The 20,855-nt window shown below is 68.6% G+C and carries 19 protein-coding genes and 4 pseudogenes; 16 read left to right on the top strand and 7 right to left on the bottom strand.

The annotated features are described in order from the left end of the window. Positions 1 to 143: 143 nt before the first annotated feature. Positions 144 to 1,169: pseudogene (locus TNCT6_RS35810) on the top strand (MFS transporter); the annotation flags it as partial. Positions 1,170 to 1,246: 77 nt separating this feature from the next. Here TNCT6_RS35810 and TNCT6_RS35815 read toward each other — a convergent pair. Beyond that, positions 1,247 to 2,317, bottom strand: coding sequence for a YafY family protein (locus TNCT6_RS35815; protein WP_141367135.1), 1,071 nt, complete (start codon positions 2,315 to 2,317; stop codon positions 1,247 to 1,249). A gap of 521 nt (positions 2,318 to 2,838) precedes the next feature. Here TNCT6_RS35815 and TNCT6_RS35825 point away from each other — a divergent pair. The 4 genes from TNCT6_RS35825 (at position 2,839) to ykgO (ending at position 4,432) form a co-directional block, all read left to right on the top strand. Then, positions 2,839 to 3,246 carry a HEAT repeat domain-containing protein gene (locus tag TNCT6_RS35825; RefSeq protein ID WP_141365793.1) on the top strand — a complete coding sequence of 136 codons (408 nt, stop codon included), beginning with the start codon at positions 2,839 to 2,841 and terminating at the stop codon, positions 3,244 to 3,246. A gap of 545 nt (positions 3,247 to 3,791) precedes the next feature. After that, positions 3,792 to 3,956, top strand: coding sequence for a 50S ribosomal protein L33 (gene rpmG / locus TNCT6_RS35830; RefSeq protein ID WP_141365795.1), 165 nt, complete (start codon positions 3,792 to 3,794; stop codon positions 3,954 to 3,956). Between the two features lie 41 nt (positions 3,957 to 3,997). Next, on the top strand, positions 3,998 to 4,258 hold the full coding sequence (locus TNCT6_RS35835; RefSeq protein ID WP_141365797.1) for a type B 50S ribosomal protein L31: 261 nt from the start codon (positions 3,998 to 4,000) through the stop codon (positions 4,256 to 4,258). Between the two features lie 51 nt (positions 4,259 to 4,309). Further along, entirely contained in the window at positions 4,310 to 4,432 is a 123-nt protein-coding gene (ykgO, locus tag TNCT6_RS35840; RefSeq protein WP_141365801.1) for a type B 50S ribosomal protein L36, read from the top strand. Between the two features lie 193 nt (positions 4,433 to 4,625). Here the strand turns inward: ykgO and TNCT6_RS40265 are convergent. Together TNCT6_RS40265 and TNCT6_RS35850 are read right to left on the bottom strand one after the other, a co-directional pair. Next, positions 4,626 to 4,769: pseudogene (locus TNCT6_RS40265) on the bottom strand (transposase); the annotation flags it as partial. Between the two features lie 201 nt (positions 4,770 to 4,970). Then, on the bottom strand, positions 4,971 to 5,414 hold the full coding sequence (locus TNCT6_RS35850) for a MarR family winged helix-turn-helix transcriptional regulator (RefSeq protein WP_141365805.1): 444 nt from the start codon (positions 5,412 to 5,414) through the stop codon (positions 4,971 to 4,973). 170 nt (positions 5,415 to 5,584) lie between these two features. Between TNCT6_RS35850 and TNCT6_RS41395 the strand changes: the two are divergent. Continuing rightward, positions 5,585 to 5,737, top strand: a pseudogene (locus TNCT6_RS41395) (hypothetical protein); the annotation flags it as partial. A gap of 464 nt (positions 5,738 to 6,201) precedes the next feature. On the opposite strand, the gene TNCT6_RS35865 reads toward TNCT6_RS41395, so the two are convergent. Continuing rightward, the gene (locus TNCT6_RS35865; protein ID WP_141365807.1) at positions 6,202 to 6,969 is read right to left on the bottom strand and encodes an SDR family NAD(P)-dependent oxidoreductase; all 768 of its coding nucleotides are present in this window, start codon (positions 6,967 to 6,969) and stop codon (positions 6,202 to 6,204) included. A gap of 374 nt (positions 6,970 to 7,343) precedes the next feature. Between TNCT6_RS35865 and TNCT6_RS41800 the strand changes: the two genes are divergently transcribed. Beyond that, entirely contained in the window at positions 7,344 to 7,472 is a 129-nt protein-coding gene (locus tag TNCT6_RS41800; protein ID WP_301184416.1) for a hypothetical protein, read from the top strand. Between the two features lie 230 nt (positions 7,473 to 7,702). Here the strand turns inward: TNCT6_RS41800 and TNCT6_RS35870 are convergent, their stop codons facing one another. After that, on the bottom strand, positions 7,703 to 8,500 hold the full coding sequence (locus tag TNCT6_RS35870) for a hypothetical protein (RefSeq protein WP_141367137.1): 798 nt from the start codon (positions 8,498 to 8,500) through the stop codon (positions 7,703 to 7,705). 551 nt (positions 8,501 to 9,051) lie between these two features. On the opposite strand from TNCT6_RS35870, the gene TNCT6_RS35875 reads away from it, so the two are divergent. After that, a complete protein-coding gene (locus tag TNCT6_RS35875) occupies positions 9,052 to 10,038 on the top strand; it encodes a lysozyme (protein WP_253266360.1) in 987 nt (328 codons plus the stop codon). Between the two features lie 224 nt (positions 10,039 to 10,262). Here TNCT6_RS35875 and TNCT6_RS40270 read toward each other — a convergent pair whose 3' ends face one another. Beyond that, positions 10,263 to 10,430, bottom strand: a complete 168-nt coding sequence (locus tag TNCT6_RS40270; RefSeq protein WP_172633159.1) for a hypothetical protein — start codon at positions 10,428 to 10,430, stop codon at positions 10,263 to 10,265. 350 nt (positions 10,431 to 10,780) lie between these two features. Between TNCT6_RS40270 and TNCT6_RS35880 the strand changes: the two genes are divergently transcribed. Next, positions 10,781 to 11,650 (top strand): SMI1/KNR4 family protein, encoded by an 870-nt coding sequence (locus TNCT6_RS35880; RefSeq protein ID WP_141365810.1) that lies wholly within the window; start codon positions 10,781 to 10,783, stop codon positions 11,648 to 11,650. A 161-nt stretch (positions 11,651 to 11,811) separates the two neighbouring features. Here TNCT6_RS35880 and TNCT6_RS35885 read toward each other — a convergent pair. Further along, positions 11,812 to 12,048: pseudogene (locus tag TNCT6_RS35885) on the bottom strand (transposase family protein); the annotation flags it as partial. Positions 12,049 to 12,245: 197 nt separating this feature from the next. Between TNCT6_RS35885 and TNCT6_RS35890 the strand changes: the two are divergent. From TNCT6_RS35890 to TNCT6_RS35920, 7 genes are all read left to right on the top strand, one after another. Then, on the top strand, positions 12,246 to 15,284 hold the full coding sequence (locus TNCT6_RS35890; RefSeq protein ID WP_141365812.1) for a Tn3 family transposase: 3,039 nt from the start codon (positions 12,246 to 12,248) through the stop codon (positions 15,282 to 15,284). 89 nt (positions 15,285 to 15,373) lie between these two features. Beyond that, a complete protein-coding gene (locus tag TNCT6_RS35895; RefSeq protein ID WP_141365815.1) occupies positions 15,374 to 16,003 on the top strand; it encodes a TetR/AcrR family transcriptional regulator in 630 nt (209 codons plus the stop codon). Between the two features lie 53 nt (positions 16,004 to 16,056). Next, a complete protein-coding gene (locus TNCT6_RS35900; RefSeq protein WP_141365817.1) occupies positions 16,057 to 18,192 on the top strand; it encodes an ATP-binding domain-containing protein in 2,136 nt (711 codons plus the stop codon). A gap of 120 nt (positions 18,193 to 18,312) precedes the next feature. Beyond that, entirely contained in the window at positions 18,313 to 19,002 is a 690-nt protein-coding gene (locus tag TNCT6_RS35905) for a recombinase family protein (RefSeq protein ID WP_141365820.1), read from the top strand. A 348-nt stretch (positions 19,003 to 19,350) separates the two neighbouring features. Continuing rightward, entirely contained in the window at positions 19,351 to 19,584 is a 234-nt protein-coding gene (locus TNCT6_RS35910; RefSeq protein ID WP_141365823.1) for an RNA polymerase sigma factor, read from the top strand. Between the two features lie 63 nt (positions 19,585 to 19,647). Then, positions 19,648 to 19,902: a sigma factor-like helix-turn-helix DNA-binding protein gene (locus tag TNCT6_RS35915; RefSeq protein ID WP_141365825.1), complete on the top strand. Its 255-nt coding sequence runs from the start codon at positions 19,648 to 19,650 to the stop codon at positions 19,900 to 19,902. Further along, positions 19,902 to 20,846 carry an RNA polymerase sigma factor SigF gene (locus TNCT6_RS35920; protein WP_141365827.1) on the top strand — a complete coding sequence of 315 codons (945 nt, stop codon included), beginning with the start codon at positions 19,902 to 19,904 and terminating at the stop codon, positions 20,844 to 20,846. The genes TNCT6_RS35915 and TNCT6_RS35920 overlap by 1 nt, the downstream gene beginning before the upstream one ends. The last annotated feature ends 9 nt before the right edge of the window (positions 20,847 to 20,855 follow it).

Consider the following 20,855-nt stretch of genomic DNA (forward strand, 5'->3'; position numbering starts at 1 on the left):
TTGATGGAGAGATCCGCAGGTCTCCGCGATGTGGCTTCAGGAGCACAACGGAGGTCTGGCGCCGCAGACGACGACACAGAAGATGACGCTGTGCGGAAACTTCACTGACAGAAGATGTCAGTGAACCTCCGGACAGTGGTGCCATGATCTTCAGTCACAACTCCGGCCGGGCCGAGCGGCTGCTTGTGCCCGCTGCTTTCGCCACCGCTCTCGGCAACAATGTCCAGCTCATCGTCGGTGCACTGCTCATGATCAGGGAGCAGCAGACCATGATGGCCGTCGGCTGGCTCTTCATCGCCGTCGCCGGGCCGCAGGCGCTGCTGTCGCCCTTCTTTGGGCGGCTGGCCGACCGCTTCGACCGGCGGGCCCTGTGGATCGGCTGCGATATCACCAGTGCGGCGCTGGCTCTCGCACTGCCGCTGTGGCTGGCCTGCGGAGGCTCCCCGGGGCCCGGCATCTACAGCGCCAATTTGGCGCTCGCCGTGGTCGGTGCCCTGTTCTTCCCGGCAAGCTCCGCGCTGATCAAGGAACGGGTCCCGGCGGACCGGCTGCGGCGGTTCAACGCCCGCTACGAGATGGGGACCCAGGCGGGGATGCTGCTGTCGGCGACGATCGGCGGGCTGTCCGTCCAGGCGTTCGGTGCCGTGCCGCTGCTGGTGTTCAACGCCGGGACCTTCATCGTCTCGGCGCTCTGCGTCGTCGCGGTGGCGCGTCGCCCGGACCGGGCGCTGACGGCCACCGCTGCCGGGGGGCCAGCGCCGGCAGCGGCTCCGCGCGGGCCGCTGCGGATGCGCCGCTTCATCCTGCTCTACGCCCAGGGGAGCGTGGTCGTCACGGTATTCAATGCTCTGCTGCCCACCGCCGTCATCGGTGAACTCCGTCTGGGGGCAGCGACGTTCGGTGCCGTGGACGCTCTCGGATGCCTCGGTTTCCTGGCGGCCACCGGTGCGTACCGAATCGTCAGCCGACACAGTCCCGACCTTCGCATCGCCGTCGTGGGCTTTCTGCTCTGCAATGTTGGCCTGGTGCTGCAGAGCCAGTTCGGGATCGTCGGCTATCTCGTCGGGGTGCCGCTGGGTGCGTTCTTCTTCGGGCAGGCCCGGATCGCCTCCCGGACCATGCTGATGACCTCGGCCGATGATGCCACTGTGGGCAGGGTCTTCGGGCTGGCGAACGGTGGCGGGCTGGCGGCTACGGTCGCTGTGATGTTCCTGGTCGCGACGGTCACCGACCACAGCGACACGCGCTACGGCTTTGGGGTCCTCGCCGCCCTTGCGCTGCTGGCGACCCTGTCCGCCGGACTGCTGCTGAGATCGCCGGCCCCCGCCCGGCTTGATGAGTCCGCTGGTCGGTACCGGTCGACCACGGCCGCCGCCGTCTCCACGATCCCGCGACGCAGCTCCTCGGGGGCGAGTACCTCGATGTCCGACCCCAGTGACAGCAGTATGGGCACAGCAAGCTCGACCGACTCCAGCGGCACCGTCGCCGTCACCCAGCCATCTGCCTCTGGCGGCCCTGCCGAGGCTTCGACGGCGCGGACCAGTGCCGCGTCCAGGCGGTCTGGCAGCGCGGACAGCAGCGCTGGAGCAATCCGGACGGAGGCCTGAAGCCGCAGCCTGCGGGCGTCGTAGACGGTGAGGTAATCCTGCCAGTGGGCGGCCAGGTCGAACCCCTCAGGGCGCTCGAAACCGACCTCTCCGACGTCCAGGCGGAGGATCGAAGACACCCGGTACGTCCGCACGGCGCCGTCCACCGCTGCGACGAGGTACCAGACGCCCGCCTTGAGGACCAGGCCGTAGGGGTCGAGCTGGCGCTCGACCTCCTGCGGCTCGGCCCAACGTCGGTAGCGCACGCTGATCCGCCGCTGGTTCCACACTGCATCGGCGAGCGCCACAAGAGCAGGCGGGGAGTCCTGTTCCCGGTACCAGCCGAGAGCGTCGAGGTGGAACCGCTCACGGACCCGGCCTGCCCGGTCCCGCAGCGGTGCGGGCAGCGCCGCGGTCAGTTTCAGCTGCGCCGCCGCCAGCACCTCTCCCAGCCCCAGGTCGTCCGCAGCGCCCGGCAGCCCGGCCAGAAACAGAGACTCGGCCTCGTCGGCATGCAGCCCGGTGAGTCGGGTCCGGTAGCCGCCAAGCAGCTGGTAACCGCCGCCGTGCCCGCCGTCCCCGTAGACCGGAATGCCCGCGCCGCTCAGCGAGTCGATGTCCCGATAGACGGTCCGCACCGAGACACCCAGCTCCTCAGCGAGCTCACCAGCCGTCAGCCTGCCCCGGTTCTGCAGCAGGAGGACGAGAGAGAGAAGCCGGACCGCACGCATAAACCAATCATTCCAGGCCCGGGTCGCGTTCGGGCGCCTGAGACCGCCTTGGACGCCGTGGACCTTGGACTGCTCCACGTGCACATGGAGAACGACCAGAGCTATGAACGACCGGATGCGTCACACTCTGGATTCTCATAAACGGTCCTTTGCCCGAGCAAGATCAAAGATGACGCTCCGGTGATCGCGAAGCGCTGGTTCGGTTCGCAGAACTCGTATTCACTCAAAGGTGAGTCCGGGGTACTTCGGTCATGGAACGCATCCGCGTCGGCCGCGCCGGTGGCGGACACCCGCGTACCCGACCACCTCAGCGGCGACAAGACACCCCATGCAGCTATGGGGTCAAGCAGCTGTTGCGAGCGTTGGCAGAGCCGGTGGGGCGAAGGCGACCGCTTCGTCGCATTTCTGACGAGTGGTCAGGCAGTGATGGAGCTGGCCGATCAGGCGGTTGAACAGGTTGCGGAGGGGCCGCGTGGTAGCGGTCGCCGGCTTCCCGTCGGCGGGTGTAGTGGGCGACCGCGGTGCTCGCGGACGCCCTCAGGGACCCGGACACGACGGTGCGCAGGCACGCCGCCCTGGCCCTGGGCAGGCATGGCGTGACCGCGGCCGTGCCCACACTCGTCGGCATGGTGGTCAAGGGCCCCAACGACGTGGACGCGGCGGAGGCTCTGGGAACGCTGTCCCAGGTCCCCGAATGCGCGGACCGGATCATGACCGCCCTGGCCGGCGAACTCGCCGCGCCCACCGCGGACTCCGCGACACGGATCCGCCTCACCCAGGCGCTGGTCGAGCTCGCGGGAACCACCGGGCAGGAGCTCCTGCACCAACTGGCCCACGACAACGACCGCGCCGTCGCCCTCGTCGCCTCGGCCCTCGTCGGAGTTCTCGAAAAGCGGCACCCCGAAGACCGAGCCGACGAGGATCCCTGAAAGCGCGCCACCGAGCGGCATTCGAAGTGGATGGAGGAACCGGTCGAGGGCTATCAGGACTTCCAGAACGGCTGGACGCGGCGACGTGCATCCGCGAGGGTGAGTTTGTCGCGCGCGCCAACGGCATCGTCGTGCGGTCTACCTGACGAGACGAGCGGCAGACGAGGACCGCCCACAGGTCAGGGCGCCAGCGTCATGTCCATTCCATGCCGAGCTGGGTGAGTGCATCGTGCTGTTGGCTGTGGACGGTGAAGCGTCACCGATGTTCCGCCCCGCCAGCCCGGTACCCTTCGACCTGCGCCATCTTCAGTTGCCTCCACCGTCCTGAGCGCTTCGCCGCTCAGGGGAATGTCCACGCGACCTGCCGCGTTGCGGGACACGTGATGACGAAGGGGCGGTGTCCCCGGGCCTCGTCTTCTGCCCAGGCGCGGTCCCGCAGGGGGCGGTGGCGAGTCGGGAATGCAGCGAAGGGTTCCGTTGTTGGGAGAAGTGGTAGCTGACATGCCCGGGACAATCACCTGGGGTGTCGGCGAAAGGAGAACCTCATGGCACGCAGCACCATGCGCCCCGTAGTCAAGCTGAAGTCGACGGCCGGGACCGGCGTCACCTACGTGACCCGCAAGAACCGTCTCAACGACCCCGACCGGCTCGTCCTGCGCAAGTACGACCAGGTGGCCGGCAAGCACGTCCCGTTCCGCGAGGAGCGCTGAGCCGAGCCGCCGCCGGGGGACGGCCACGAGGAGGAAAACCCATGAGGCCAGGTATCCACCCCGTCTCCCGCCCGGTCGTCTTCCGCGACCGTGCCGCAGACATCGCGGTTCTGACCCGTTCGACCGCGCACTCGAGCCGCACGATCGAGTGGGAAGACGGCAACACCTACCCGCTGATCGACGTGGACATCTCGTCGGGCAGCCACCCCTTCTACACCGGCACCTCGCGCGTCGTGGACACCGAGGGCCGGGTGGAGCGTTTCGAGCGGCGCTACGGCCGCGGCGCCTCGGCCCGCGGTTGACCGCCGTCCGGCGCCCCAGCAAGGGAGCCGGAGCAAGAGGAGGAGACAGTCATGAAGGTGCGGAAGTCCCTGCGCTCCCTGAAGGCCAAGCCGGGCGCTCAGGTGGTGCGCCGCCGGGGCGTGACCTTCGTCGTCAACAAGAAGAACCCCCGATTCAAGGCGCGACAGGGCTGAGGCCTCGAGCGCGACGCCGCCGGCTTCGGGGCGCGGTCTCCGCCGCCTGCCGACGTGCAGGCGGCGGAGACTGCGGCGCAGGGGCCTCCTGGTGCCGCTCGGTTGGGATCGCAACCTCGAGCTACCAGGAGTCCCCAGCCGATATGCGCCGACCACCAGCGCCTACCGGGACTCTTGCAGAAAGCCCCGGCGTTCATGCCGGGGATGAACGCATCTCAAGGCTGCTCTGACGTGCACCTTGGAGCGGACGTTTTTGCTCCTCGATGTACTGGCGGACGATCGTCAACGGTGCTCCGCCGCACGATGCGGAGAAATACGAGGGCGACCACAGGTGCCCGTGCATGATGGCGCGGTTGATCTGGCCGGTGAACTCTCCCCCAGCCTTCGGCCGGGAGGACCCCCCAGCCGTATCCGGCGAGCGGAGACGCCCTTGAGACTGTCCAGCGAGTGGATCGAGATCGTCACCAACATCGGTGCCGGCAGGGCTGCGCCCACTGTCACCTTCGAGGACTGATCTGACCCCTGGCTCTCGTCCCGTCTATTCGCCGCACTCGTGGGCGGCGGGATCCACCACGACGCGGTCGAGCAGGCCCCGCAGCAGGGTCTGCTCGGCCTCCGTGAGGTCGCCGAACAGCTCGCGCTCGGCCGCACTCACCGCCTCGTCGATCTGCCCCAACGCCTCCTGGCCGGCCGGGGTGATCTCCACGATGTGGCGCCGCCGGTCAGCGGGGTCGCGGCGCCGCTCGCACAGCCCGGCGGACTCCAACTCGTTGAGGATGGCGACCAGTTGGCTGGGGTCGACCGCCATCGTGATGGCCAGCTCGCGCTGGCTGGTGGCGCCCGGGGCGAGGTGCATCAGGGTCATCGCGGTGCGCGGGTGCAGCCCGGCGACGACCAGGGCGGCGCGGATGCGCGCGCCGGTGAGCTCTCCGCGGAAGGAGAGAAGGAATCCGAGGCGGTTGTTCGGGTGCGCAGCTGCCATGCCGTCCACCGTAACAGTGGGCTTATTGTGGATCGACATAAATCATTGATACACTTCAACGGTTGTCACCCATAGATCGTTGGAGAAGTTGCCATGTTCATCGGCTACGTGATCGCGTTCTGGGCCCCGCCTGCCCAGACCCCCTAGGGCCCGTCCTCTCCTTCGACGACGTGATCGGCACCAAGGTCCGAGCCCTCGCCGAGCGCGGCACCGTCCGCGACCTCATCGACGTCCAGGCCGCCTCCCGTCACCGGTCCACCGCCGACCTCGAATCCCTCGGCCGCCGCCGCGCCCACGACGAGTTCAGCGTCGAGGACTTCCGTGACCGGCTCATCGGCGCGGACTGGTACGAGGACGAGGACTATGCCGCGTACGGGCTCACCTCCCAGCAGATCGAAGAGCTCAAGACGTGGGCGCTGGAGTGGGCGGAGGACCTGGGGCGCGGATCCACGACGAGAACGCCTAACGGTGGGCCCCACCCCGCTTTCGTCGGCGTGATCACGCGCTGGTCGTGGTGTCGAGGAGCTCGGCCCCGACGGTCTTGCCACTGGGCGGGTAGGGGACGGTGCCCCAGTGGTCAGCGAGAGCGGCAACGAGCGACACGCCGGCCACACTTTGCCTGTCCGCCACCGCCTGACAGCCCCCTGGCGACGCCCGGAGCCCGGCGCCACCCTCGTCGTCGATCACAACTGTCGGGCACACCCGATTGGATCCTCGAAGGCGGCCTGAACCGCGACTCACCGCCTGTCGCGGGGGCCGCCACAGCCGGTGCCGGCGGCTCCGTGGTTCACGAACTCGGGAACAGGGGCCCGCCTGCCATGAGGCCGCCGTCGGCCAGGAGGATGTGCCCGGTGACGTAGCTCGCCTTGTCCGAGCCCAGGAACTGGACGGCTGCGGCGATCTCCTCCGGGGTGCCGGCCCGGTGCATGGGCAGCACCGAGTCGACCGCGTCACGTGCTGTGTCGTCTCCGGTGAACCGGTCGTACATCGCGGTGCGGGTGTAGCCGGGCGCGACCGCGTTGACCCGGATACCGTGATCGGCGCCTTCGAGGGCGGCCGCCTTGGTGATGCCGACGACGGCGTGCTTGCTGCCGACGTACAAGGCCGCCCCGGGATAACCCATCAGGCCGAAGGTGGAGCTGACGTTGACGATGCTGCCGCCGCCCTGTGCCCTCATGGCCCGGAACTCGTGCTTCAGGCACAGCAGGGTTCCCTTGACGTTGGTGTCGAAGGTGGCCTGGTAGGCATCGTCGGTCACCTCGGTGACAGGTCCGGGTGTTCCCTCGGTGCCGGCGTTGTTGAAGGCGACGTCGATCCGCCCGAACCGCGCGATCGCGCGGTCGACGAGGTCCCTCACCTCGGCGTCGAAGCGCACGTCGGCCCGCACGAACTCGGCCTGGACGCCGAGGCCGGCCAACTCCCCGGCAAGCTGTTCACCCGCGTCCTGGTGACGGCCGCAGACCACGAGGTTCGCGCCCTGGCGGGCGTAGGCGAGGGCGGTGGCGCGGCCGATACCGGTGAGCGCGCCCGTGATGAGGACGACGGGGTCAGACACGTCAAGGTCCTTCCTGCAATCACACGGGTGAGCGATGGGCGTGCGGCGCGGAGCCCGCAGGCACCGGTTCCCCTCGGGCAGGGTGTATCCCGTGTGCTCCGGCAAGGAAGGTGTCCCGGCCGCGCCGGATCCAACCGCCGCATCCCTCGGACGGCAGTACGTGTTGGCCCGTACGGTTCACGGGCGGCGACCGGGACAGGCGACGCGCGGGCGGTCAGATGGGCGTGAGGTGAACCGCGGGTTCGGACGGGAGCCGCCATCGGGCGCAGATGGGGAAGCGGTCCGCGCGTCGGATCCCCGTCTCTCTCAACCGGGGAGCGCGTGGTGGCCCGGTGCGGACGCCGGCCGCTGGTCGGCCTCCACCTCTTCCGGGCATGTACGTACCGGGTCGGCCTGCCGGGATCGTCAGCGGCCGGTTGGCGCACCGGGTCGGCAAGCCACTGGTCATCGTCGGTACGGCCTTGACCGCCGTCGGGCTCGCGGCCACCTCGCTGCGCGCGTGACCCCCCGATGGATCAGAAGGGGTACGTCGCCTGCGTCGCGCGGGATGTGATCCGCGCTCGCCCCGGAACAGAAGAAGTACAGGTGACAGGGGACGGCGGGCGGAACAGCGTTTGCTGCCGGTGGAGTTGAGAGTCAACGCGGCTGACCGGAAGTCGGTCGCCTCACTCACTGATCAGCAGTGGGGCGGGCCCCTGACCAGGCCCGCCCGGCAGGCTATGCACGTGAAGGCTCAGAGCGTGAGTACCGGTCGAGTGGAGAAGTTCTCGTACATGTCTTCTCCGTCCGGTCCGTACACGAACTCGACCATGGAAGGGTTGCGGTTGGCGGTGGCCAGGGGTAGCCAGGCCAGCATGTGGCCGTAGCCGCCGCACACCGACTCACCCCCGTCGCCGCCGTGGACCGCAGTGACATCGCTCGTCAGCTCCGTGCGATAGGTGTCGTAGGCGATATGCAGGCCGAAGGCGTTCAGCTGGTTCTGCGGGCCGGTGCGATCCCCATAGGGGATGCGGTCAAGGGGGCAGTCGTTCCCCCACCGGAACAGGGTGTCTGCCCCGGCGCCACAAGCGTGTTCCCACTCGTCGGAGCTCGGCATCCGCAGGCCACGGGCTGAGAGAACAGCCAGCATGTCAGCAGGAGGCTCAGTCAGATTCTCGTCCTCCACGGCCATGAGGACGGTGGCCAGGTGAACGCTCCGGCGAGCGCTGAGTACCTGCGCGAGGTGGGTCCGCAGATCAGGCCCGTAGCCGTAGCCCTGCTCCAGGCTCTCGGCGTAGTCGGCGACCTGCTCCGGGGTCGGTTGCCAGTTGTCGAGATCAAAGCCCAGGGACACGGGGCCTCCCGGTATCAGAGCGAATTCCTGCCCGTTCCGCTCGATTCGGACGCGGTGCAGCGGGGCACCGAGGTACTCCGTGGTCTCGACGAGTGTCACCCGGCCGCCCACATGGTCGGCGGCTTCCTGGGCGGTGCGGCGGGCGGTGAGCTGGTCGAAGGACCGCCACCGGTGGAGAGTGAGATCAGCGACTGACATGGCCGGCAGTGTGGCACGTGGGGCTGACACAGCACCGCGACGGCTGACAACGGACAGCTGCCGGTCAACGACTTGCGTTCTTACATACACAGCCCGCCCGGCTCTTCTCCCCGGCTCCAGGACGATGACGCCGGCGGCACGGGGCCGCCGGTCTTCGTCCGACACGACCAGGTCGCCGACGAACCGCGCTTCCACGCGCCGTTCGCTGAGGTTTTCCAGCACGAGGACCTGCTGCAGCACCAGGCTGTGCTCCTGGCCCCGGTCTCGGGGGAATTGCCGGCTGTGCCCTGGCGGCCACGGTTGCACGGCATGCCGTGCGGAGTCCAGGCCAGCGGCTCCCACTCCCGGACCTCCATCGTGAGGGTGACCTTCGGGCCTCGGAGTCGAGCCGGGCCCTGATCGCATCAAAGGCGGTGAGCCGGCTGACCTCCAACGCCTTGCGCGTGAGCCGCTCTCGGCGGGTCGACCTTGATCCGCTCTCCCTCCGTGCGACTGTGGGGCATGCGCGCATTTCCTCCCACCGAGCACCGCCTACTTATCGGAGGCACGTCATGCCCGTGCACAGATCCGGAACGGCCCGCGCAGGGCGGCTGACCGTTACGGGAGCCCTGCTCGCAGCGTTCTCGGTCATCTGCACCGCACCCTCCTCGGCCGACACCACCCCCGCCCATGGCTCCGCCTCCATGGGCATGGGTGTCCTGGCGCACGACGGCCGCAGCGGCACGCCCGCCACCAGCAACGCCGACCCCGCCCGTGGTTCCGCCTCCTTGGGCGTGGGTGTCCTGGCGCACGACGGCCGCAGTGGCACGCCCGTCACCAGCAAGGCCGCCCCTGCCCGTGGTTCCGCCTACATGGGCATGGGTGTCCTGGCGCACGACGGCCGCAGCGGCACGCCCGTCACCAGGAAGGCCGCCCAGACCGAAGGCGTCGACGTCAGCTCCTACGACGGCAACGTCGCCTGGTCGACGCTGTGGAACAGCGGCGTGAAGTGGGCGGACACGAAGGCCACCGAAGGGACGTACTACACGAATCCCTACTTCAAGCAGCAGTACAAGGGCTCGTACAACATCGGCATGATCCGCGGCGCGTACCACTTCGCCACCCCGGACACCAGCAGCGGCGCCAAGCAGGCCAACTACTTCGTCGACCACGGCGGCGGCTGGTCCCGCGACGGCAAGACCCTGCCGGGCGTCCTCGACATCGAGTGGAACCCCTACGGCGCCACCTGCTACGGCAAGTCGGCGAGCGCGATGGTCAGCTGGATCTCCGACTTCCTCAAGACCTACAAGGCCCGCACCGGCCGGGACGCCGTGATCTACACGGCCACCAGCTGGTGGACCCAGTGCACCGGAAACTACGGCGGCTTCGCCACCAAGAATCCCCTGTGGATCGCCCGGTACGCCTCGACCGTCGGCACGCTGCCGGCCGGCTGGGGTTACTACACGCTGTGGCAGTACACCTCGTCCGGCCCGACCGTCGGCGACCACGACAGGTTCAACGGGGCGCTGGACCGGGTGAAGGCGCTCGCCAACGGCTGATACGGGCCCGGAGCACGCAGGGTGAAAGCCCCGGGGCCGCCCTCACGGGCCCAGGGGCCTTCCCTCGTTCCGTCCGGGAGCACCTCGTCAACCGTGACGACGTTCTCAGCGTCATCCGCTTGGAGCTGACGCTGTATCTCACCTCCGGCCCGGGCGTTAGTTCGCGAGGCGCAGGGCTGTTTGCTGAGCACTCCTACCTGCCGCCCGTGGCGCCACGCCCCCGGTCACTGACCGGCGCCCTGTGTACTGTCCCCCGGATCACTGCTGTCGGCCGGGGGCTGGGTCATGGTGGCCGGCTCCGCGACTATGGCGTCCGCCATGATCTGAGCCTGCTCCTCGGGGACGTGCAACCGCCGGGCCGCCTCAACGGCGACCGTGCGGACGTCGGTCAACTGTATGGCGGACAGCGGTTGAGCGGTCTCCCGGGCTGGGGGACGCCGCCGCCCGAACCGTGACAGCACGCGCCGCTGCACGGTCTCTGCGGTCCGAGCGGAGGCCCGCTCGGAAAGGTGGTTCAACACCTGGCCCGACACTGTGGGAGCCGCAGTGCTGAGCAGAGTTGCGGCCGCCTCCAGCCCGGGGCTCGCCCACGTGGCGAAGGGCTCACCGCCTCCCGCAGAACAACGTAGGGAGCCTTTTCCAACCTCAGTTTGAGCAGGGCACGTGGTGGGACGGCTGGCCGGAGAGTACGACGCTGCCTCGCTGAGCTCTGCTGTCGGCGGCGAGTGCTTGACTCGCGGGCATGGACGACGAACAGCTTCTGACTGCCGTGGCCGAGATCCTGTGGCCGGATCTTCGTGACCTAGCCTGCCGTGAGCACGGGCATGCGCCAGGTCATGTCTGCCTTCCCGTCTCCGGTCGTGCTGACCTGGGCAACCTCGTCGAGACGCTTTCTGACCGGTACGGTGAGCCATTCGCCGGCTTCCAGCGACTGCCGCCACTGCCCTTGTTGGGGCAGGTCGACTGGAGGTATGCCTGGCCGTTCAGCAACCGGTGGGTCGCCTTCGGCCGGACCGGTCAAGGCGAGGATGCCGGACCCGCCCTGGTGATCGCCCTGCGCAGCATGCCGGTCGCGGAGCAGTTGCCCGCGGAGGCCTCCTGGCTGGAAAGGCTCGTCGCCGTGACCGGCTGGGTGCCGAGGACTGCGGGCCATGTCGACTGGGCGGCAGTCGAGTCCCGCCTGGGGACGCCCCTACCGAGCGACTACAAGGCGCTCGTTGAGACGTTCGGCGATGGCATGTTCGACGGTTTCCACTGCGTGTTCATGCCGGACGACATGATCAAGAGCGCCGAGTCGGCGGCGGGGCTGGGCCAGGCGCCCTGGGAGCCGCATCCGCCTTTCCCGGCCTTGGGCGGGCTGGTGCCCTGGATGGGCAACGAGCACGAGCAGTCGTTCCACTGGATCGCCGAGGGCCCGGACCCGGACCGGTGGCCCGTCTACGTCACCGGAGCCGAACCGGAAGCAGGGGATCGGTTCGACTGCACGGCCACGGAGTACCTGTTCCCTCATCTTACCGACCCGCAGCACCCGATCCCGATGCCGGTGGACTTCCGCGCGCACTGGTTCATGGACTGCTCCGGGAACGTGGAGTTGGACGCGGCGATGGAATAGCGCACGCAGCACCGTGCCCTTGGTGAAGGCCGATTCGGTCGGCGGCGCGATCCGGGGCGCGGCCTGGTGCCGCGTCCTTGGGCTGCCGAGTGCGCCGGAGGTGGGCCGCGAACCGTGAGAGACAACGAGAGAGAGCGAGAGCCGGTGAGCCCTTTCCCTCCTCAGCCTGAGCCGGCCAGGTGCAGAGTGAGGGTGGCCTGGACGAGGCTCGTGATGCGGGTGGTCGAGCAGCGGAGCTTGCGGAGGAGCAGCCAGGACTTGAGGGCGGCGACCGCCTGCTCGACGAGGGCCCGGATATTTGCGGGGGATCGGTTGACGGCCTGCTGGCCTGCCGAGACCGTCTCCCAACGGCCGCGGTAGGGGACACGGACCGTGCCTCCGGCGCCCTGGTATCCCTGCCGGCCTCGGCGAGGGCGTCGACGATGCCGTTGCCCTCACAGGCCCCGAACCGGGGCTCGCTCCGAATTTGGGGTGCCGGTAAGAATCGTGTCACCAGCCGCAAACGGCGATGATCTTGCGAGGGTGTCATCCGTGTGGGTGAGTCCGAGGCTGTATGACTGCGGTGGGTAAAGCCTCGCGAGGACGATCGACGACTGTGGCCCGTACCCTGTTGGACCTGGACGAGTTGGTCGAGCACTGGACGCTGCTGAAGGACGAGCAGGGGCTTGTGTCCGGCAAGCGCGGTGCGACGCGGTTGGGCTTCGCGGTGCTGCTGAAGTTCTATACGCAGCATGGCCGGTTTCCTCGGGGCCGGTTCGAGCTGCCGGGCGAGGCGGTGGAGTTCGTCGCCCGGCAGGTGCAGGTGTCCGCGTCCGAGCTGGGGACGTACGAGTGGGCCAGCCGAACGATTGAGTACCACCGTGCGCAGATCCGCGGACACCTGGGCTTCCGCGAGTGCAGCGTCGCGGACGCGGACAAGCTGACGGCCTGGCTCGCCGAGCACGTCGCCTGCAAGGAGCGGCGGCCGGAGCAGGTGCGGGTGGAGCTGCTGGCCCGCTGCCGCACGGAGTGCATCGAGCCGCCCACCTCGGGGCGGTGTGACCGGATTGTGGCGTCGGCGTTGTGGGCGGCCGAGGAGAGGCTGACGGCTCGGATCTCGGCGCGGCTGACGGCGGACAGCATCGAGCGGATCGTGGCCCTGGTCGCCGGCGTCGACCAGGAGGACGACGATGCACCTGGTGACGGGAGTGCGGGTGAGGGCGAGGACGGTCCGCCGGTGTTGGGGAGGATCAAGGAGGCTCCGGGCAACGTGAGCCTGGAGACGATGCTCACCGAGATCGACAAGCTGCTGGCGGTCCGTGCGGTCGGCCTGCCGCCGGACCTGTTCGCCGATGTCGCGCCGAAGGTGGTGGCCGGATGGCGGGCGCGGGCCGCGGTGGAGTCTCCGTCCCATCTGCGGACGCACCCGCTGCCACTGCGGGTGACCTTGCTGGCCGCGCTGCTGCACGAGCGGGAGCGGGAGATCACGGACACGCTGGTGGAGCTGCTGATCTCCACGGTGCACCGGATCGGGGCGCGGGCGGAGAAGAAGGTCACCGAGCAGCTGGTCAACGCGTTCAAGAAGGTGTCGGGCAAGGAGAACATCCTCTTCCGGCTCGCCGAGGCGTCGATCGGCGAGCCGGAGGGCACGGTCCGGCAGGTGGTCTTCCCGGCGGTGTCCGGGGGCGAGGCGACGCTGCGGGAGCTGGTGCACGAGTTCAAGACCCGCGGCCCGGTGTACCGGCGCACGGTGCAGACCACATTGAAGGCGTCGTACACCAACCACTACCGGCGCGGGCTGATCAAGCTGCTGGACGTGCTGGAGTTCCGCTCGTCCAACCACACGCACCGGCCGGTGATCGAGGCCCTGGCGCTGGTCGCCCGGTACGCGAGTGCCGGGAACACCACGTACTACCCGCTGGGCGAGACGGTGCCGGTGCACAAGGCGATGGGCGGGGACTGGGCCGAGGTCGTCCACCGCACCGACAAGCGGGGCCGGCGCCGGGTGGTGCGCATGGTCTACGAGGTGGTCGCCTTCCAGGCCCTGCGCGACCAGCTCAAGTGCAAGGAGGTCTGGGTCGTCGGCGCCGACAAGTGGCGCAACCCCGACGAGGACCTGCCGCAGGACTTCGCCGAGCGCCGCGAGGAGAACTACCGCGAGCTGCGCAAACCGCTGGACCCGCAGGTCTTCGTCGACGAGCTGCGCGAGCAGATGACCACCGAACTGGGCCTGCTGAACGACCGGCTGCCGAAGATGGGCTGGCTGGACATCGCCGAGCGGAAGTCCGGGGCGATCCGGCTGACCCCGGCCGAGGCCCAGCCCGAGCCGCGCAACCTGCGCAGGATCAAGGGCGAGGTAGCCCGGCGGTGGGGCATCGTGCCCCTGATCGACATGCTGAAGGAAGCGGTGCTGCGGACCGGCTGCTTGGACGTGGTCACCTCGGTCTCCGGCGGCGGCTCCCTCTCGGCGGAGGTCCTGGCCGAGCGCCTGCTGCTGGTCATCTACGCGTACGGCACGAACACCGGGATCAAGGCCGTCGCCTCCGGCGGCCACGGCCACACCGAGGACGAATTTCGCTACGTACGCCGTCGGTATCTGTCCGCGGAAGCTGCCCGCGCCATCGCCATCCAGATTGCGAACGCCACCTTCACCGCCCGCAGCGCCGAGCTGTGGGGCCAGGGCTCGACCGCGGTCGCCTCCGACTCCACCCACGTCCGCGCCTACGACCAGAACCTGTTCACCGAGTGGCACTCGCGCTACGGCGGCCGTGGGGTGCTCATCTACTGGCACGTGGAGAAGAAGTCCCTGGCCATCCACTCCCAGCTGATCAACTGCACCGCATCCGAGGTCGCCGCGATGATCGAGGGCGCCATGCGGCACGGCACCACCATGGACGTCGAGGCCAACTACACGAATTCGCACGGCCAGTCGGAAATCGGGTTCGGCATCACCCGGCTGCTGAACTTCGACCTGCTGCCGCGCATCAAGCGGATCAACAAGGTGAAGCTGTACCGGCCGGTGGCCGGCGAACCGGACGCCTACCCGCAGCTCACCCCGGCGCTGACCCGCCCGATCCGCTGGGACCTCATCGCCCAGCAGTACGACCAGATGATCAAGTACGCCACCGCGATCCGCACGCGGACCGCGTCCACCGAGGCGATCCTGCGCCGTTTCACCCGCAACGCCTCCCACCCCACCTACGCGGCGATGCTGGAGGTCGGCCGCGCCCAGAAGACGATCTTTGTGGCCCGCTACCTGCGGCTGCGTGACCTGCAGCGGGAGATCGAGGAGGGCCTGAATGTGATGGAGTCCTCCAACGGCGCGAACTCCGTGATCGCCTACGGCAAGGGCGGGGAGATCGCCTCGAACCGGCGCGACGAGCAGGAGATGTTCGTGCTGTGCCTGCGCATCCTCCAGTCCGCCCTGGTCTATGTGAATACCCTGATGCTCCAGGACATCTTGGGCGAACCGGAGTGGGCCGACCTGCTCACCTCCGCCGACCGGCGCGGCCTGACCCCGCTGTTCTGGTCGCATGTGCGCCCGTACGGGGAGGTGAACCTCGACATGGACGCCCGCTTGAAGCTCGCCGCGGTCACCGTACCTGGCCCGCGCGCCTCAGCAGACGTCAAGGACGGCACGGCATCGCGAACGTGATCGCGGCCTACACCCTCCCCGGAACGTGAGCGGGACGAAGCCGAGCAGGCGTGACAGCGTACGGCTGGTCGCTGCGTACGCTTCCTGGCATGGGCGACGTGGGCGGGCTGCGGGAGCGCAAGAAGCAGAAGATGTATCAGCGGTTGTCGGATACGGCCATCGGGCTCTTCCTGGAGAAGGGCTTCGAGCAGGTGACCGTCGCTGACGTCGCGGCAGCCGTCGACATCTCCAAGCCGACGCTCTTCCGGTACTTCCCGGCCAAGGAGGACCTGGTACTGCACCGGCTGGCCGACCATGAGGGGGAGGCCGGCAGGGTGGTCGCACGGCGCCCGGCCGGGCGCTCTCCGCTGGAGGCGCTGCGACGTCACTTCCTGGACGGGCTCGCCCAGCACGATCCGGTGACCGGCCTGAACGATGACGCCGAGGTGCTCGCCTTCCACCGGCTGCTGTACGGGACGCCGTCACTGATGGCGCGCTTGCACGCTCATGTGGAACGGGACGAGGCCGCTCTTGCCGACGTTCTTGGCAGCGAAACCGGCGGTGGCGTCCAGTCGCGCCTGGCCGCCGGGCAGATCGTTGCCGTCCAGCGCGTTCTCGCGCAGGAGAACTGGCGCCACATCACTTCAGGCCGTAGCGCGGACGCGCTCTATCCCGAGGCCGTGGCAGTGGCCCAGTCGGCCTTCGCGCAACTCGAGGCCGGACTGCCGCACCTTGCCTGATCCCGCATAGCAACCAGGTTAAAAACGTTACTCGGTTGCATTATTGTGGGGGGATGCCACGCTCCGACTCCGTACTCAGTGATGCCCTGACCCGGGAACGCGCCTACCACGACGCATGCCGAGCAGCGCTGAAGGCCATGATCGACGGGGCGCAGGAACAGGTGGTCGTCGGTGAGGACGCCTCCGCGTCCGGCGCCGACGCCGAAGTACTCGGCTACCTGTTGCGCAGCCAGGCCAAGGGACTTCGGGAGCTGCCCGAGGGCCCGCTGTTCTTCGGGCGCCTCGACTTCGCCCGGGACCCCCAGGCCGCCGGCGATCACGCCGGGCAGGAGTACCACATCGGGCGTGTGCGCGTCGCGCACAATCCGTCCGCCCCACCGCTGGTGGTCGACTGGCGCGCACCAGTGGCGCGCGCCTTCTATCAGGCAAGCGCCCGCAACCCTCAAGGCGTTGCCATCCGGCGCCGTTTCGGCTGGTCACCTGCCAGCCGCGGCGACTCGGCCGACCTCACCGGCCTGGAGGACGAGCACCTCAGTGAGGGCGAGGCGCGGGAAAGCAGCATCGTCGCCAGCGAGATCGAGCGCCCCCGCATCGGTCCCATGCGTGATATCGCCGCCACCATCCAGCCCGAGCAGGACGACCTCGTACGTGAGGACCTCACCATGTCCCTCTGTGTCCAGGGTGCTCCGGGCACGGGCAAGACCGCGGTCGGACTGCACCGCGCCGCCTACCTCCTCTACACCTATCCGCAGCGCATCCAGCGCGGCGGAATGCTGATCCTCGGTCCCAACCGCGCTTTCCTCTCCTACATTTCCGAAGTCCTGCCCGCGCTCGGCGAGACCGGAGTGAGGCAGTCCACCCTCGACGACGAGATCGCCCGCCACCCGGTCACGGTGCAGGACAGTGACGCCACGGCGATCGTCAAGCACGACATCCGCATGGCAGAGGTCCTGCGCCGCGCGCTCTACGCACGAGTGAGCGCAGAGGCGATGCAGCCACTCGTACTGTCGGACGGTTCCTATCGCTGGCGTGTAGCCGCCGACGAACTGGAGAAGATCGTCCGGGACGTGCGCACCGAGGAACCCCCCTATGCCGTGGGGCGCGAACGCGTCCGTACCCGCATCGTCCATGCCGTTCAGCAGCAGGCCGAGCGCCGCGGCGGCCCCCGCACCAATACCTGGGTACAAAAGATCTCCCGGGCACGCCCGGTCACCACCCTGCTCAACGCCATCTGGCCCGCCGTGCAACCCGAGCAGCTCCTCGCCGACCTGCTCACCCATCCGGACACTTTGGCCGCCGCTGCCGAAGGCGTCCTCGACGCGGACGAGCAGAAGACCCTCCTGTGGCCCAAGCCCCCGCGCTCTGCCAGGTCGGCCCGCTGGTCAGCGGCCGATCTCGTACTCCTCGACGAACTCGCCGGCCTGATCGAGCGACCCGGCGGCTACGGGCATGTCGTGATCGACGAAGCGCAGGACCTGTCCCCCATGCAGTGCCGCGCCATCGCCCGCCGCTCACCCTTCGGATCCGTCACCGTCCTCGGGGACCTCGCCCAAGGCACCACCCCCTGGGCCGCACGCGACTGGCCGCAGTTCCTCACCCACCTGGGGAAGCCAAACGCCATCGTCACCCCGCTCACCACAGGATTCCGCGTCCCTGGCGCCGTCGCTGAACTCGCCAACCGCCTGCTGCACCACCTCGACGCGGACGTGCCATCCGCCCGATCCCTGCGCCGTGACGGAGAGGTGAGCATCGAGGTGGCCCACGACACGACCGCCGCGACAGTCGCGGCCGTGAACACAGCGCTGGAGCACGCAGGCTCCGTCGGCGTCATCGCAGCCGACGCCGAAGCACCGAAGCTCCACGGCGCTCTCATCGCGGCCGGGATCCCGGCATCCGGACCGGACACTCTTGGAGCCCGCCTCACCGTCGTGCCGGCCTCCACCGCCAAGGGACTGGAGTACGACCACGTCGTGGTGGTCGAGCCCTCAGCCATCGTCCAAGCCGAGCCCCGCGGCATGAACCGCCTGTACGTGGCCCTCACCCGAGCGGTCTCCCGCCTCCACATCGTGCACTCCGCACCACTGCCGCTCGCGATCCGGCCCTTGGAGTCACGGCACATCGAACCGCCGACGTCCTGGACACCGAGCACACCCAAGACTTCCGGTGTTGATCTATCGACCGATTGCTGAGCAAGATCAATAAGCGGCAGCGTGTGGCCAGCTCGGCGCCGGATCATGCCCATAAAACGGTGTCAGAAAGTCGATGTGCTCAAGAATTCGAGGAGCACCGTTTTCTGTACGATCTCGCGGGTGCAGACGCCTTCCGATGACGACACCGCCGATCTCCTCGCCCCCGTACCGGCCGTACGGACCGGCGGCCTCGTGGGATACGCACGTGTGTCCACCAAGGGGCAGCTGCTCGACCGGCAGATCCACGCACTCACCGAAGCAGGGTGCATCAGGATCTTCGCCGATAAGAAGTCTGGCAAGAACACCGAGCGCGAGGAACTGCGGAAGGCCCTCGACTACCTGCGCGAGGGCGACACGTTCGTCGTCCCGTCGCTGGACCGGCTCGGCCGCTCCATCCAGGACCTCATCGCGATCGTGTCCGGCCTGCGCAAGCGCGGCATCGGATTCACCTCGCTCCACGAGGCACTCGACACCACCACGCCCGGCGGGCGCCTGGTCTTCCACGTCTTCGCCGCACTGGCGGAGTTCATCCGCGAACTCATCGTCCAGGGCACCAACGAGGGCCTGGACGCCGCCCGCGCCCGCGGCGCCCGACTCGGCCGCCCGCCGGCCATGACCGAAGAACAGGTACGCCACGCCCGCGACCTGCTCGCCCGACCGGAGAACACCGTCACCTCGATCGCGAAGCTCCTCGGCGTCTCCCGCAACACCATCTACAACTACGTGCCCGAACTGAAGGGCGGCCGCCTCGCGCTCGCCGAAACGACCAACACGGCAGAACTGCCCCGACCCTCCAGGTCAGAGGACTGATCACCGCCGTTTGCGGCTGGTGACACGGTTCTTACCGGCACCCCAATTTCCCCGCAGGGCGACGTGTACACGTTTTTAGCGCTGATTCCCTCTTCCTGGTAACCGCATCTCCGATCCCCAGGAGGTCAACGCCGTGACAGAACTGTGGACTTGGTTGATAGTTGGCGGAGGGACAGGCGCGGCTGCGGGCGTTCTCATACGAACGTCCGCCTACCTGCTGAGAGAACACATCCGCTCCCGGGCGATGGCCGTCATGGTGCGTGAACTCTCCGCACGAGGGGGCCAGGTCGAGGTGAATGATCAGGACGGCACCACCTGGAGCGTCCGCCTGGATGCCCAGGAGCTTCCATGACGTCACCGCCCGCCGAGGACGCCTTCGACGCCCTGTTCCGCCGGTGGTACAGGCCCCTTCTGGCGCAGGCCATGTTCGTCTCCGGCGGGCGCCGCACTGTGGCCGACGACGCTGTCCAAGAGGCCTTCTTGCAATGCTGGCAGCGCTGGCATGCCCCTCATCTCGAGCCGGTACGGTCCTGGCCGGCCTGGCTGCGCACCACCGTGGTCCGCGAAGTGCTGAGACTGTAGAAAGAAGCCGGATCGGTCGACTTCGACACGGACGCGCACGACCACGTCAGTCCGGAGATCGACTTGGCGTCCTGGGTGGATGCCCGCGGGGCCTATCGCATGGTGCTGGAACGCATCGTTCTACTCAGCGACAAGCAGCGCGAAGTGATGGGCCGCTGCGCGATTGCCGGACAGCCACTGGGGGATGCCGCCAAGGAGATGGGAATTAAGGCGGCCACGGCGCGCGTGCACCTTTGTCGGGCACGCCAGGCACTGGAAGACGTACACGAGCAACTGCGGGAACTGGGCGTCATCGACACGAGCGAGGGGAGGCAGTGATGGACGACCGCCAGGACGAGGACAACGCTGCCGTACTCAGCGAGACTCTGATCGCCTGCGAACAGGAAGTGGGCTCGTCCCTGGCCACGGCCCAGGACGTCGAATCCGCACTGGCCAGGCTCAAGCAGCGCGTGAAAAGCCGTCCCGCGATCCAGCACGGACCGAGCGTCCAGCACATCCGGCATGTCTCCCAGGACCGCAGCGGGGCACGCGCCTTGTTTCTTGAGCTGCGCACCCTGCAGGACGGCAGTCCCGAGTACGCGGAGCTGCGCAACCGGCTGGTTCGCATGCATCTGCCGCTCGTCGAGCACCTCGCGCGCCGCTTCCGCAACCGCGGGGAACCGCTGGACGACCTGACCCAGGTCGCCACCATCGGTCTGATCAAGTCGGTCGACCGCTTCGACCCGGACCGCGGCGTGGAGTTCTCGACGTACGCGACGCCGACGGTCGTCGGCGAGATCAAGAGGCACTTCCGGGACAAGGGCTGGGCGGTGCGTGTCCCCCGCCGGCTGCAGGAGCTGCGGCTGGCGCTGACGACGGCCACGGCCGAGCTCTCGCAGCTGCACGGCCGTTCCCCCACGGTGCACGAGCTCGCCGAGAAGCTGGCGATCTCCGAGGAGGAGGTCCTGGAGGGCCTGGAGTCCGCCAACGCGTACTCCACGCTGTCCCTGGACGTCCCCGACACCGACGACGAGTCCCCGGCGGTCGCGGACACCCTGGGCGCCGAGGACGAGGCATTGGAGGGGGTGGAGTACCGCGAGTCGCTCAAGCCGCTGCTGGAGGATCTCCCTCCGCGCGAGAAGCGGATTCTGTTGCTGCGCTTCTTCGGCAACATGACCCAGTCGCAGATCGCACAGGAGGTCGGCGTCTCGCAGATGCACGTCTCCCGGCTGCTGGCCCGCACGCTGGCGCAGCTGCGCGAGAAGCTGCTCGTCGAGGAGTAGACGACTGCA

The sequence above is a fragment of the Streptomyces sp. 6-11-2 genome (genome assembly GCF_006540305.1).
GTDB lineage: Bacteria > Actinomycetota > Actinomycetes > Streptomycetales > Streptomycetaceae > Streptomyces.